Source organism: Bradyrhizobium sp. WYCCWR 13022 (assembly GCF_030435535.1).
In the GTDB taxonomy this organism is placed as follows: Bacteria; Pseudomonadota; Alphaproteobacteria; order Rhizobiales; family Xanthobacteraceae; genus Bradyrhizobium.
Genome location: NZ_JAUIZJ010000001.1, coordinates 141,561 through 154,964, shown reverse-complemented (window position 1 = coordinate 154,964; position 13,404 = coordinate 141,561). Strand labels below are relative to the sequence as shown.

Annotated in this window: 12 protein-coding genes and 1 riboswitch; of the genes, 7 read left to right on the top strand and 5 right to left on the bottom strand. The window is 64.8% G+C overall.

Features of this window, described 5'->3' with window-relative positions; all coding sequences use genetic code 11:
- Positions 1–84: 84 nt before the first annotated feature.
- Positions 85–173: riboswitch (glycine riboswitch) on the bottom strand.
- 234 nt (positions 174–407) lie between these two features.
- Entirely contained in the window at positions 408–3,101 is a 2,694-nt protein-coding gene (gene alaS / locus QY049_RS00790) for an alanine--tRNA ligase (protein ID WP_301268611.1), read from the top strand.
- A gap of 6 nt (positions 3,102–3,107) precedes the next feature.
- On the top strand, positions 3,108–4,334 hold the full coding sequence (locus tag QY049_RS00785) for a cyclic nucleotide-gated ion channel (protein WP_194481925.1): 1,227 nt from the start codon (positions 3,108–3,110) through the stop codon (positions 4,332–4,334).
- A gap of 213 nt (positions 4,335–4,547) precedes the next feature.
- Here QY049_RS00785 and QY049_RS00780 read toward each other — a convergent pair whose 3' ends face one another.
- Complete coding sequence (locus QY049_RS00780) at positions 4,548–5,762, bottom strand: NADP-dependent isocitrate dehydrogenase (protein ID WP_301268610.1); 1,215 nt, start codon at positions 5,760–5,762, stop codon at positions 4,548–4,550.
- 340 nt (positions 5,763–6,102) lie between these two features.
- Here QY049_RS00780 and QY049_RS00775 point away from each other — a divergent pair, with 340 nt between their 5' ends.
- Both QY049_RS00775 and cynS read left to right on the top strand, forming a co-directional pair.
- Complete coding sequence (locus QY049_RS00775; RefSeq protein ID WP_258766337.1) at positions 6,103–7,302, top strand: TrmJ/YjtD family RNA methyltransferase; 1,200 nt, start codon at positions 6,103–6,105, stop codon at positions 7,300–7,302.
- 97 nt (positions 7,303–7,399) lie between these two features.
- Entirely contained in the window at positions 7,400–7,882 is a 483-nt protein-coding gene (gene cynS, locus QY049_RS00770) for a cyanase (protein ID WP_301268609.1), read from the top strand.
- 70 nt (positions 7,883–7,952) lie between these two features.
- Here the strand turns inward: cynS and purB are convergent, their stop codons facing one another.
- Positions 7,953–9,383, bottom strand: a complete 1,431-nt coding sequence (gene purB / locus QY049_RS00765; protein ID WP_258766339.1) for an adenylosuccinate lyase — start codon at positions 9,381–9,383, stop codon at positions 7,953–7,955.
- A gap of 94 nt (positions 9,384–9,477) precedes the next feature.
- Positions 9,478–9,801, bottom strand: a complete 324-nt coding sequence (locus QY049_RS00760; protein ID WP_194481929.1) for a DUF1476 domain-containing protein — start codon at positions 9,799–9,801, stop codon at positions 9,478–9,480.
- Positions 9,802–10,121: 320 nt separating this feature from the next.
- On the opposite strand from QY049_RS00760, the gene purC reads away from it, so the two are divergent.
- Genes purC through purQ form a run of 3 tightly spaced genes read left to right on the top strand, consistent with a single transcriptional unit; the run spans position 10,122 to position 11,843 of the window.
- Positions 10,122–10,889, top strand: a complete 768-nt coding sequence (gene purC, locus QY049_RS00755; RefSeq protein WP_172782948.1) for a phosphoribosylaminoimidazolesuccinocarboxamide synthase — start codon at positions 10,122–10,124, stop codon at positions 10,887–10,889.
- 13 nt (positions 10,890–10,902) lie between these two features.
- Positions 10,903–11,142, top strand: coding sequence for a phosphoribosylformylglycinamidine synthase subunit PurS (gene purS, locus QY049_RS00750; protein WP_301268607.1), 240 nt, complete (start codon positions 10,903–10,905; stop codon positions 11,140–11,142).
- Positions 11,142–11,843 (top strand): phosphoribosylformylglycinamidine synthase subunit PurQ, encoded by a 702-nt coding sequence (gene purQ, locus QY049_RS00745; RefSeq protein ID WP_194481930.1) that lies wholly within the window; start codon positions 11,142–11,144, stop codon positions 11,841–11,843. The genes purS and purQ overlap by 1 nt, the downstream gene beginning before the upstream one ends.
- Here the strand turns inward: purQ and QY049_RS00740 are convergent.
- Positions 11,815–12,801, bottom strand: coding sequence for a DMT family transporter (locus QY049_RS00740; protein WP_301268606.1), 987 nt, complete (start codon positions 12,799–12,801; stop codon positions 11,815–11,817). The two genes, purQ and QY049_RS00740, sit on opposite strands and share 29 nt — an antisense overlap.
- Positions 12,802–12,876: 75 nt before the next feature.
- Positions 12,877–13,356, bottom strand: a complete 480-nt coding sequence (locus tag QY049_RS00735; RefSeq protein ID WP_301268605.1) for a PaaI family thioesterase — start codon at positions 13,354–13,356, stop codon at positions 12,877–12,879.
- Positions 13,357–13,404: the final 48 nt, after the last annotated feature.

Here is a 13,404-nt window from a genome sequence, read left to right as displayed (position 1 = left end):
GTATTATCCCGTCGGCGGACGCTGGTCCGGGCCAACCCTTCTCAAAAGGTCTTTGCCCGTCGGCGCCTCTTTCCAGATGTCGTCAAAGCCACGCGGTCCTTTTGCCTGAGAGTTTCCGGGGCGGTTGCTCCTTCGGCGCCGGCAATGAAGCCGGTCTCTCCCGTCGTGGCCGTACGATACAGATGGGTACAGACCACAGCCCGGCCAAGCCTGTCAACGCGCGGATTGCGGCTTTCCAAAGGGATTGCGACGGGATTACGCTGATGCGGCAACCCTCTGATCTGCTTGCACAGTTTCTGGACAGCGAAGCTGGCCTTGTCTAAAAGCGCTTTGGCCCGCAGATATCAGCCCAAATCACCGGTTTGGATGGCGGATGAGCGGGTCCAAGCACACCCGATTGGATGAACATGAGCGGCGTCAACGAGATCAGGTCGACCTTTTTGAACTTCTTTGCCGAGAACGGCCACGAGATCGTGTCGTCCTCGCCATTGGTGCCGCGCAACGATCCGACGTTGATGTTCACCAATGCCGGCATGGTGCAGTTCAAGAACGTCTTCACCGGCGTCGAGAAGCGGCCCTACCAGCGCGCCACCACGTCGCAGAAATGCGTGCGTGCCGGCGGCAAGCACAACGACCTCGACAATGTCGGCTACACCGCGCGCCATCTCACCTTCTTCGAGATGCTCGGCAACTTCTCGTTCGGCGACTATTTCAAGGAGCGCGCGATCGAGCTGGCCTGGAAGCTCATCACCAAGGATTTCGGGCTGAAGAAGGACAAGCTGCTCGTCACCGTCTACCATACCGACGACGAGGCGCACGGGCTCTGGAAGAAGATCGCCGGCTTCACCGACGACCGCATCATCCGCATCCCGACGTCGGACAATTTCTGGGCGATGGGTGACACCGGCCCGTGCGGCCCGTGCTCGGAGATCTTCATCGACCGCGGCGACCATATCTGGGGCGGCCCTCCCGGCTCGCCGGAAGAGGACGGCGACCGCTTCCTCGAATTCTGGAATCTCGTGTTCATGCAATATGAGCAGGTGACGAAGGAGGAACGCGTCGACCTGCCGCGTCCCTCGATCGACACCGGCATGGGCCTCGAGCGCATGGCCTGCATCATGCAGGGCGTCGACAGCGTGTTCGAGACCGACCTGTTCCGTCATCTGATCGACGCGACGTCGTCCGCGCTCGGCAGCGGGCCGAACGAGCAGACTGTGGCCTCTTTCCGCGTCATCGCCGATCATCTGCGCTCCTCCGCCTTCCTCGTTGCGGACGGCGTGCTGCCCTCGAACGAGGGCCGCGGCTATGTGCTGCGCCGGATCATGCGCCGCGCGATGCGCCATGCGCAGCTGCTGGGCGCCAAGGAGCCGCTGATGCACCGGCTGGTCTGGGCGCTGGTCCGCGAGATGGGCCAGGCCTATCCCGACTTGATGCGCGCGGAGAATTTGATCGAGGAAACGCTGCGGCTGGAAGAGACCCGCTTCCGCAAGACTCTGTCGCGCGGCTTGGCGATCCTGGATGAGAAGAGCGCTTCCTTGAAGAAGGGCGACATGTTCGACGGCGACGTCGCCTTCACGCTGTACGACACGTATGGTTTTCCGCTGGACCTGACGCAGGACGCGCTGAAGTCGCGCGGCATCGGTGTCGACCAGGCTGCGTTCACCGACGCGATGGAGCGGCAGAAGGCCAAGGCGCGCGAGTCCTGGAAGGGCTCGGGCGAGGCGGCTTCCGAGGCGATCTGGTTCCCGCTGCGCGAGAAGCTCGGGGCCACCGAATTTCTGGGCTACGAGACCGAGAGCGCCGAAGGCGTGGTCTCGGCGCTGGTGAAGGATGGTGCGGAAGTGGCCGGCCTCAAGGCCGGCGACACCGGCGCGCTTCTGCTGAACCAGACGCCGTTCTATGCGGAATCAGGCGGCCAGGTCGGTGACACCGGCGTGTTGACGGGCGAGGGCGGCATCAGGTTCCGCGTCACCGACACGCAGAAGAAGCTCGGCGATTTCTTCGTGCATGTCGGCACCGTCGAGAGCGGCGAGCTGAAGGTCGGAACCGCGCTGCAGCTCGAGGTCGATCATTCCAGGCGCTCGTCGATCCGCGCGCATCACTCGGCGACGCATCTCATCCACGAGGCGCTGCGCCAGGTGCTCGGCGACCACATCGCCCAGCGCGGCTCGATGGTGGCGCCGGACCGGCTGCGCTTCGACTTCGTGCATCCGAAGCCGATCACGGCGGAGGAACTCGCCCGCGTCGAGGACATCGCCAACGACGTGGTGCTGGAGAACGACGAGGTCACGACCCGCGTCATGGGCGTTGACGAGGCCCGCGAGGCGGGCGCGCGTGCGCTTTTCGGTGAGAAGTATGGCGACGAGGTTCGCGTCGTCTCGATGGGCAAGACCGCGCGCGAGCGCGGCGCCAACGCGCTCGGCTGGTCGGTCGAACTCTGCGGCGGCACCCATGTGCGGCGCACCGGCGATATCGGCCTGATCACGCTGACCGGCGAGAGCGCGGTCGCCTCCGGCGTCCGCCGCATCGAGGCGCTCACTGGAAATTACGCGCGCAAGCACGCCAACGACACCATGGCGCTGGCGAAAACCGCGGCGAGCGAGCTTCGCACCTCGCTGGACGACGTCCCGGCGCGCATCACGGCGCTGATGGAGGAGCGCAAGAAGCTCGAGCGCGAGCTCTCCGACGCCCGCAAGAAGCTCGCGATGGGCGGCGGTGCGTCCGCCGGGAACAGCGCAGCCTCCGGCGTGCGCGAGGTCGGCGGCGTCAAGCTGATGGCGCGCGCGGTCCAGGGCATCGAGATGAAGGATCTCAAGAGCCTCGCCGACGAGGCCAAGAAGCAGATCGGCTCCGGCGTGGTCGCGATCGTCGGCGTCACCGAGGACGGCAAGGCCGGAATCGTGGTCGGCGTCACCGCCGATCTCACCGCGCGCTTCAACGCCGTGAATTTGGTGCGCGTCGCCTCCGAAGCGCTCGGCGGCAAGGGCGGCGGTGGCCGTCCCGACATGGCGCAGGCCGGCGGCCCCGACGGCGCCAAGGCGACGGACGCGCTGGCGGCGATCGAAAAAGCCGTCCTCGAACAAAAAGCGGCAGGCGCGTAAATCGCCATGCGCCTCGTTCCGCGAGGAATTGGGCTTCGCGATCCCGACTTGAGGGATCGCCTCTACGAATTGCTGGAGCACGATCCGCTGGCCTACTCGGTCGGATCGCGCTTCATTCGGATCATCATTGGCGTCATCGTGCTCGACGTTGCCGCGATGATCCTCGCGTCGGTGCCGCAACTCGATGCGCAATTCGACGCGCTGTTCTCCGGCATCACCATCCTCTGCGTCATCGTGTTCGCGCTGGAATATGCCGCGCGGCTCTGGACCGTGGCGGGCCACACGCCGCGCAACGGCTCGCCGCTCGCCGACCGGCTCGGCTATGCGTTCTCGGCGCTCGGCATCATCGACCTCATGGCGTTCCTGCCCGCCGCGATCGTCCTGATGATGGGCCGGCACGCGACGCTGGCCGCGCTCGGCGTGCTGCCGTTCTTCAAGCTGATCCGCTACTCGCCGGCGATGCGCTCGCTGCTCGCCGCCGTGCACGCCGAGCGGAGGGCGCTGATCGGCTGCGTCGTCATCCTGATCGGCGCGGTGCTCACCTTCGCCTCGCTGCTCTACGCCATCGAGCGCGACGTGCAGCCGGACAAGCTCGGCACCATCCCGCAGGCGATGTGGTGGGCGATCGTGACGCTCGGCACCGTCGGCTATGGCGACGTCGTGCCGGTGACGCCGCTCGGCAAGTTCGTCTCGGTGTTCGCGATCATCAGCGGTTTCGCCATGATCGCGCTGCCGGTGGCGATCATCTCGAGCGCCTTTGCCGAAGAGGTGAGGCGGCGGGATTTCGTCGTCACCTGGGGCATGCTGGCGCGGGTGCCGCTGTTCTCGCATCTGTCGGCGGGCGAAATCGCCGACATCATGCGGCTGCTGCGCGCGCGCACGATCGAGCAGGGCGAGATCCTCGTGCGCCGGGGCGATGCGGCCTCGTCGATGTATTTCATCACCGCCGGCGAGGTCGAGATCGCGCTGCCGAGCCAGCATGTGCGGCTCGGTGACGGTACCTTCTTCGGCGAGATCGCACTGCTGCACAAGACCAAGCGCAGCGGCACGGTGACCGCGACGCGCAAGACGCGGCTGCTGCTGCTCGACGCCCAGGACTTTCACGCCCTGATCGCGCGCATGCCGATGCTCGCCGCGCACGTTCAGGAGACGGCGCGCGCACGGCTGGAAGAGACCGGCGATCTCGCGGCGGCAGAGCTGGCGCAGGCCGAGCGCGAGGGCACCGACCGCTGAGCGCTCAGCCTTTCTTCAGGACGACATACTCGGCCGAGTAGGGCGCGCTCTTGAACTCGCCCGCCTGCTTCAGCCAGGGGATGTCGGCAGCCGTTGCGCCCGGTGCACGACATGGTCGCATCTGTCCGCAACGGCTCTCAAAAGCAACGGGCCGCGCTTCGGCGCGGCCCGTGATGATGTCTGGCCCAGTCGGGCGAAAATGCAGATGGCAGCTTAAGCTGCCATCGCCTTCACGAGGTTGTCAGCGACCTTGTCGAGGAAGCCGGTGGTCGACAGCCAGCGCTGGTCGGCGCCGACCAGGAGCGCGAGGTCCTTGGTCATGTAGCCTTCCTCGACCGTGTCGACGCAGACCTTCTCCAGCGTCGAGGCGAACTTCGCCAGCTCGGCGTTGTTGTCGAGCTTGGCGCGGTGGGCGAGGCCACGGGTCCAGGCGAAGATCGACGCGATCGAGTTGGTCGAGGTCTCCTTGCCCTTCTGGTGCTCGCGGTAGTGACGGGTCACCGTGCCGTGGGCAGCTTCCGCTTCGACGGTCTTGCCGTCGGGCGTGAGCAGGACCGAGGTCATCAGGCCGAGCGAGCCGTAGCCCTGCGCGACCGTGTCCGACTGCACGTCTCCATCGTAGTTCTTGCAGGCCCAGACATAGCCGCCCGACCATTTCAGCGCCGAGGCGACCATGTCGTCGATCAGACGGTGCTCGTAGGTCAGGCCCTTGGCGTCGAACTCCTTCTTGAACTCGGCGTCGAAGATCTCCTGGAAGATGTCCTTGAAGCGGCCGTCATAGACCTTGAGGATCGTGTTCTTGGTCGAGAGATAGACCGGATAGTTGCGCAGCAGGCCGTAGTTGAAGGAAGCGCGGGCGAAGTCGATGATGGAATCGTCGAGATTGTACATCTCCATGGCGACGCCGGCGCCCGGAGCCTTGAACACTTCCTTCTCGATGACGGTGCCGTCCTCGCCGACGAACTTCAGCGAGAGGGTGCCCTTGCCCGGGAACTTGATGTCGGTGGCGCGGTACTGGTCGCCATAGGCGTGGCGGCCGATGATGATCGGCTTGGTCCAGCCGGGAACCAGGCGCGGCACGTTCTTGCAGATGATGGGCTCGCGGAAGATGCAGCCGCCGAGGATGTTGCGGATGGTGCCGTTCGGCGACTTCCACATCTGCTTGAGGTTGAACTCCTTCACCCGGGCCTCGTCGGGGGTGATGGTGGCGCACTTGACGCCGACGCCGACCTTCTTGATCGCCTCGGCGGCGTCGATGGTCACCTGATCGTTGGTGTGGTCGCGGTACTCCATGCCCAGGTCGAAATACTGCAGCTCGACATCCAGGAACGGGTTGATCAGCTTGTCCTTGATGTACTGCCAGATGATCCGGGTCATCTCGTCGCCATCGAGTTCGACGACGGGATTGGATACCTTGATTTTTGCCATGATCGGTGCAGCCCTCTTGGGATCGGCGCTAGAGGCGCCAAGTTGAATATCCGCCGCCTCTTAGCACCGGACCGTGGCGGGCGAAAGCCAAGTGATTATGCACTTTTAGCTCACCCAGCTTCCACAGATGGGGGGCGCTGCCGGCTACCGTGGCAGGGACCGGGTTCAGGTTTCGGGCGAGATTCAAAAGCTGAATCCAAGTCGTTATTTCCCTTGAGAATTTCGTCAGGACAGGCAAACGACTGGCGGACACGGCAGCCCGGTCGGCGGCCGGCCTTGAATCAATTCCTGAAGAGTGCCCCGCCAAGGCCTTGGACGACCAGAGTGAAAGCGAAACGAGATGTCGGGGACTGACAAGAGCAAGGCAGGCCTGTCGCTGGACGGTCCCATCGTGATCCTGGTCGAGCCGCAGCTCGGGGAAAACATCGGCATGGCCGCGCGCGCCATGGGCAATTTTGCGCTTGGCGCCCTGCGCATCGTCAATCCGCGCGACGGCTGGCCGAACATTGCCGCCCAGCGGGCGGCGGCCGGCGCCGACCACATTCTGGAAAAGGTCGAGCTGTTCGACACGGTGGCGCAGGCGGTCGCCGACCTCGACCTGCTGTTCGCCACCACCGCGCGGCCCCACGACCAGGCCAAGCCCGTGGTCGGGCCGGAGGCGGCAGCAGCCGAGATCTCGGGGCACGTTGCGACCGGCGGCAAGGCCGGCATCCTGTTCGGCCGCGAGCGCTGGGGCCTGACCAACGAGGAGGTCGGGCTTTCCAACCGTATCATCACCTTCCCGGTCAATCCGGGCTTTGCCTCGCTCAACCTCGCCCAGGCGGTGCTGCTGGTCGGCTACGAATGGTTCAAGCATGCAACCTCGGGCGAGCTGCCGCACGGCATGCCTGAGCGATCCGAGCGGGCCTCGCAGCACCAGATGCAGGCCTTCTTCGACAATCTCGTGCGCGAGCTCGACCGGGTCGAATTCCTGCGCCCGGCGGAGAAGCGCGACACCATGCTGGTGAACCTGCGCAACATCTTCAGCCGGATGGAGCCGACCAAGCAGGACATGCACACGCTCCACGGCGTGGTGATGGCGATCGCGGAAGGGCGCAAGGGACCGGCCAAAGGCGGTGTGCTCGACGGCGAGCAGGCCACGCGCCTGCGCGCGCTCTTGGCCGAGCATGGGCAGGCCGGCGGCGCGCCGGACAGCGGCTCGACCGTGCGCGGCCTCGCGCGCCTGCTCCGCCGCAATCCGACCGATGCCGAACGCCTGCTCTGGCAGGCGCTGACCCGCGACCGTCGCTTCGCAGGTGGGTTCAAGCGTCAGACCCCGGTCGGCCGCCACATCCCCGATTTCGTCTCGTTCCCGCACCGGATCGCGATCGAGCTGGTCAATCCGGGCGAAGGCGACACCATCGCCGCTGATCGCGCGTCGCGGCGAGCGTGGCTCGAGGCGCGCGACTATCGCGTGCTGGAGATCCGTGCGGCGGATGTGGAGCGGGATCTGGAGGCGGAGCTGGTGCGGCTGCAGGGGATGGTGGAGCAGGGCGCGTAGGTCGTCCCGCACGAGGCCGTAAGCCTCATTTATTGGCACGTTTCGTGCCTCCCAAAGCGGCAGGCCCGTCACATGCCTGACCAAGGGAGACCCTGACATGAAACGCGAAGACCTCACCGAAAAGCTGCTCGATATCAAACGCGAGAAGGGCTGGAGCTGGAAACACGTCTGCGAAAAAATCGGCGGCTATTCCGAGGTGCTGATCGTCGGGGCGATCCTCGGCCAGATGAAGCTGACGAAGCCGCAAGCGGCCAACGCCGCTGAGCTGTTCGGCCTTTCGAAGGCCGAGACCGCGATGCTGAACGAGACGCCGATGCGCGGCATGCCGATGCCGCCGACCGATCCTTTGATCTACCGGTTCTACGAACTGGTGATGGTCAATGGTCCGGCCTGGAAGGCGCTGATCGAGGAAGAGTACGGCGACGGTATCATGTCGGCGATCGATTTCGACATGGTGATGGAGCGCCTGCCGAATCCGAAGGGCGACCGCGTCAAGATCACGATGTCAGGCAAATTCCTGCCGTACAAATATTACGGCGCCAGCGGCAACGTCCCGGAGTACGGCTTCAAGGAAGAGTGAGGCGAACGGCGAATTGCGAGTAGCGGATGGGAAAGTTTGCATTCGCTACTCGCTACCCACCGTTGACTAGCTAGAGAATGGCGCCCGGCGTGTACTTGGCCGCTTCAGGCTTTGCCTTCGCCAGCGCGTCGACCTGCTCGGCGAAGTAATCGACCTGCGCGCCGGCATCGCCGGAATTGGCGCGGCCGTGCTCGAGCACTTGGCTCAGCTCGGCTTCGCTGAGACCGAGACGCTGATCGGCGGCGAGACGCTTCAGCAAGTCGTTCTGCACGATCTTGCCGGTGCGGAGGTCCCTGATGGCAGCGACCGCATGCTCCTTGATCGCCTCATGCGCGCCTTCGCGGCCCGCGCCCTTCTTCACCGCCTCCATCATCACCGTGGTGGTGAGCAGGAAGGGCAAATAGCGGTTGAGTTCGGTTGCGACGACGGCGTCGAAGATTTCCATCTGGTCGAGCACGGACAGCAGGGTTTCGAGCAGGCCGTCCATGGCGAGGAAGGCATCGGGCAGCATGACGCGGCGAACGACCGAACAGGAGACGTCGCCCTCGTTCCACTGGTCGCCGGCGAGCCCTGCGGCCATCGCGAGATAGCCCTTCAACACGACATGCAGGCCGTTGATGCGCTCGCACGAGCGGCTGTTCATCTTGTGCGGCATCGCGGACGAGCCGACCTGGCCCTTGGCAAAACCTTCGCTGGCAAGCTCATGGCCCGCCATCAGGCGCAGCGTCTTGGCGAAATTGCCGGGACCGCTGGCAAGCTCGGTCAGCACGCTGACCGCGCGGAAGTCGAGGCTGCGCGGATAGACCTGGCCGACCGCATCGAAGCTCTTGGGCAGGCCGAGGTGGACGAGAATGCGCTGTTCGAGCGCGCGGGCCTTGCCGGCATCGCCGTTGAACAAGGTGATCTGGTCGAGCCTCGTGCCGACCGCGCCCTTCAGGCCGCGCGCGGGATAGGTGTCGAGCACGTTGACCAGGCTTTGGTGCGACACCAGCATCTCCTCGCCGAACATGGCGATGCGCTTGCCGAGCGTCGTGACCTGCGCGGCGACGTTGTGCGTGCGCGCCGTGAACGGCATGTCGCGGAGCTGCTTGGCGTGCCTGGCAAAGCGAATGAGCGCGGCGATGCTCTTGGTCTCGATGAGTTGGAGCCCGCGGTAGACCTGCAATTGCTCCACGTTCTCGGTGAGGTCGCGGCTGGTCATGCCCTTGTGCAGGTGCTCGTGACCGGCGAGATCGCAAAACTCCTCGATCCGCGCCTTGACGTCGTGACGGGTGATGCGCTCGCGCCGCATGATGGAGTCGAGGTCGACCTGGTCTTTCACGCGCTCATAAGCCTCGATCACGCCATCGGGCACGGGAATGCCGAGATCGCGCTGGCCCTTCAGCACGGCGATCCAGTAGTCGCGTTCGAGGCGGACCTTGCCTTCGCCGCTCCAGATGGCGCGCATGGCGGGCGAGGCGTAGCGTTGGGCGAGGACGTTGGAGATGTGATCCTGAGACATGCCGCCCATTTGGCACTGCGCGGGGCCGGCTGCAAGTCCGACAGGGCGGGCAGCGGGTCTGCCTTCCACGGCCGCCCGCCGCCCGTCGTCAAGCCTATTTTCCGGCCTTCACCTCGGCGGCCGCGACCGCGATCAGCTCGCTCATCTTGGCCCGAATCGCCTGTTCGGTGATGGCGATGTTTTTGGCGATGAGATCGGCCATGACCTTGCGCAGGACATCGCCGTCGCCGGCCTCCTCGAAGTCGGCCGCGACCACCTCCTTGGCGTAGGCCGTGGCGGCATCGCCCGACATCCCGAGCTTCTCGGCCGCCCACAGCCCCAGCAGGCGGTTGCGACGGGCTTCCGCCCTGAATTTCTGCTCCTCGTCGAGGGCAAACTTCTTTTCAAACCCTTCTTCGCGCTTGTTGAATTCGCTCATGCGTCTTCCGATTCCTTGAGGTCTCTGGACGTGGCGGTCCTCGTTGCGAAGACCCCCGCGCATGCCTAGATAAGGGGCATGATCGGCCGAACAACGAGCCGTAAAGCCGCAGGCAAGGTGGTATAAGTCAGCGTCGGATGGGCCGGATCGATTGTGCTGGGACAGCCAATCGGATAGGTTGCCTGAAGGCTTGGTTCCCGTTCTGTTTCCTTGCGTTCCAGACGGGGTCCGAGCCGTTCACGGCAGCTCCGCTGTGGGTCGTAACCTGGTAACCGGAGCACACCAAATACATGGATTTCAACAAAACACGGTACATCCCAATGAGCCGTCGGCGTCGCATTTATGAAGGCAAGGCAAAGGTTCTCTACGAAGGTCCGGAGCCCGGTACCCTGATCCAGCACTTCAAGGATGACGCCACCGCGTTCAATGCCAAAAAGCATCAGGTTATCGAGGGCAAGGGTGTCCTCAACAACCGGATCTCGGAGTACCTGTTTCAGCACCTCAACGACATCGGGGTGCCGACCCACTTCATCCGCCGCCTCAACATGCGCGAGCAGTTGATTCGCGAGGTCGAGATCGTGCCGCTCGAGGTGGTCGTGCGGAACGTCGCCGCCGGCTCGCTGTCGCAGCGCCTCGGTATCGAGGAGGGCACGCAGCTGCCCCGTTCGATCATCGAGTTCTACTACAAGAACGACCAGCTCAACGACCCCATGGTGTCGGAAGAGCACATCACCGCGTTCGGCTGGGCCACGCCCCAGGAGATCGACGACATCATGGCGCTCGCCATCCGCGTCAACGACTTCCTGACCGGCCTCTTCCTCGGCATCGGTATCCGCCTCGTCGACTTCAAGATGGAGTGCGGCCGGCTGTTCGAGAACGAGATGATGCGGATCATCGTCGCCGACGAGATCTCGCCGGACAGCTGCCGTCTGTGGGACATCAAGTCGAACGAGAAGCTCGACAAGGATCGTTTCCGCCGGGATCTCGGCGGCCTGCTCGAGGCCTACACGGAAGTCGCCAAGCGCCTCGGCATCCTCATGGAGAACGAGCGTCCGCAGGGCACGGGTCCCGTGCTGGTGAAAAGCTGAAGAGGAAGATGACGTGAAGGCACGTGTCACCGTTACCCTGAAGACCGGCATCCTCGATCCGCAGGGCAAGGCCATCGAAGGCGCGCTGAAATCGCTCGGCGTCGACGGCGTGGCCAGCGTGCGGCAGGGCAAGGTGTTCGACATCGAGCTCGCCGGCGCCGACAAGACCAAGGCCGAAGCCGCGCTGAAGGACGCCGCCGACAAGCTGCTCGCCAATACCGTGATCGAGAACTATCGGGTCGAGCTGCTCTGATGAAAGCCGCCATCCTCGTCTTCCCCGGCATCAACCGCGAACGCGACATGGCGCGTGCGCTCAGGCTCATCTCGGGCCATGAACCCGCTATGGTGTGGCATGCCGAGACGTCGCTGCCTGCCGGCACCGATCTCGTCGTCGTACCCGGCGGCTTCTCCTACGGCGATTACCTGCGCTGTGGTGCGATTGCGGCGCGGGCGCCGGTGATGGATGCGGTGCGCGACTATGCGGCCAAGGGCGGCCTCGTGCTCGGCGTCTGCAACGGCTTCCAGATCCTCTGCGAGTCCGGCCTGCTGCCGGGCGTGCTGATGCGCAACGCGCGGCTGAAGTTCATCTGCAAGGACGTGCATCTGCGCGTCGAGCGTTCCGACACGCCGTTCACCCGCGGCTACAATGCCGGCCAGGTGATCCGCGTGCCGGTCGCGCATGGCGAGGGCAATTACGAGGCGGATGAAGAAACCATCAAGCGGCTCGAAGGCGAGGGGCGGGTGCTCTACCGCTACTGCTCGGCCGAGGGCGTGGTCGACGAGGCCAACAACATCAACGGCGCGGCGCATTCCATTGCCGGCATCGTCAACGACAAGGGCAACGTGCTCGGCATGATGCCGCATCCGGAAAACCACGTCGAAGACATCATGGGCTGCACCGACGGCCGCGGCCTGTTCGCGGGCCTCACCGCGCATCTCGACCGGGCAGCGTAAGCCGCTTCAGCCGCTCTGCCGGCACCGTCATGGCGGCAACGCCCGCCATGACCAGCAGCAGGCCCAGCGCCAGGTTCGACGGCACGCTTTCGCCGAGCAGCAGCACCGACAGCGCGACGCCGATCGGGATGCGCAAGTACCCTTGCGCATTCGTGGTCAGCGTGCCGAGCCGGCCGAGGCACATGTAGAACAGCATCAGACCGAGCGCGCTGGAGACGATGCCCATCACGACGGTGGCAACGATCGCCTGAAACGTCGGATGCAGCGTCCAGGGCTGGTCGATGATCAGCGAGGGCGGCAGCAACACGAGACCGCCGAACAGCAGCGAGCCGGCCGCGACCACCATCGGGTCGTAATCGGAGAGCCTGAGGCCGAAGATCGTAGCGCAGGCAAAGGAGATGGTGGCGAGCAGGATCGCGATCTCCGCGATGATGTCGCTGCCGAAGCCGTGCAGCGCATCCAGGCCGATGATGGCGATGGTGCCGGCAAGACCGAGGATCGCGCCTATGAGCTTCAAGAACGTTGCCGGCTCATGCCGCGTGATCAGCGAGGTGATCAGGAAAGCGAAGATCGGCGTGGTCGAGGCCAACACCACGGTGTTGGACGCCGGCACGTATTGCTGCGACCAGGTGATGACCAGAAACGGAAATGTCGAGTTGATGAGCTGCTGGGTCGCGAACAGCTTCCAGGCTTTCGCGTCGGTCGGGACCTTGACGTCGCGCATCCAGAGGATCGCGAACAGGAAGGCGGCCGCGATCAGCGAGCGCACCGAGATGAAGGTGATGGGCGGTATCGTGGGAAGCGCGAGCTTGGCCAGCGGGTAGGTCGAGCTCCAGCAGCAGGCGAGCGCCACCAGCAGCGCGTAGTCGCGCCAGTTGCGCGCGCCGGTGGCGGTGTTGGCTGCTGGTGACGACGATCCGGCGGCCACTGCGTGGCTTGACGATGTGCTCTGCGGCACCTTGTTGTTACTCCCCGGCGCGAACGCGCTTCGCGCAAGTCTGGGCGAGGGGGCGTGAAAAAGGAAGGTGCCGAGCTATGCGTTTGCCTGCAGTGCCGGCTTCCGCTTCACCCGCTTGATCGTCCCGGAGAACGTGAACAGCGGCCGGCCGGCCGAGGTGAGCTTGCCGCGCAGGAAGATCAGCGAGCCTCCGGCGCGCGAGACGTCGCCGGTGCATTCGACCAGTTCGCCCGCACGTGCCGCGTCGAGGAAATCGCAGGCGAAATTGGTGGTCACGGCCGGGCCGTCCAACTCGTGGGTAGCGATCGCGAACAGGCAATAATCGGCGAAGGCCATGAAGCAGCCGCCATGGACGTTTTTGGCGCCGTTGAGGTGCTTTTTCTCGACCCGGAAGGCGCAGCGGACGCTGCCGTCGTCCTCGATCTTGTGCCAGAACGGGCCGATATGGCTCTCAAAGCTGTCGCGAATCCAGGTCCGCCAGCCCGTGAACTCGCCCTCGGTGGCGACATGCAGGTCGGGGCGGCGGGTGGAGGGGACTTTGGTCAATTCGTGCAAGGAAATGGGCCTTCAATTACGGGTCTTTAGCCCTTAAATCCGATCCGT

Coding starts and splice junctions, on each gene's coding strand:
- alaS (WP_301268611.1), top strand. CDS start 408: ATGAGCGGCGTCAACGAGATCAGGTCGACCTTTTTGAACTTCTTTGCC.
- QY049_RS00785 (WP_194481925.1), top strand. CDS start 3,108: ATGCGCCTCGTTCCGCGAGGAATTGGGCTTCGCGATCCCGACTTGAGG.
- QY049_RS00780 (WP_301268610.1), bottom strand. CDS start 5,762: ATGGCAAAAATCAAGGTATCCAATCCCGTCGTCGAACTCGATGGCGAC.
- QY049_RS00775 (WP_258766337.1), top strand. CDS start 6,103: ATGTCGGGGACTGACAAGAGCAAGGCAGGCCTGTCGCTGGACGGTCCC.
- cynS (WP_301268609.1), top strand. CDS start 7,400: ATGAAACGCGAAGACCTCACCGAAAAGCTGCTCGATATCAAACGCGAG.
- purB (WP_258766339.1), bottom strand. CDS start 9,383: ATGTCTCAGGATCACATCTCCAACGTCCTCGCCCAACGCTACGCCTCG.
- QY049_RS00760 (WP_194481929.1), bottom strand. CDS start 9,801: ATGAGCGAATTCAACAAGCGCGAAGAAGGGTTTGAAAAGAAGTTTGCC.
- purC (WP_172782948.1), top strand. CDS start 10,122: ATGAGCCGTCGGCGTCGCATTTATGAAGGCAAGGCAAAGGTTCTCTAC.
- purQ (WP_194481930.1), top strand. CDS start 11,142: ATGAAAGCCGCCATCCTCGTCTTCCCCGGCATCAACCGCGAACGCGAC.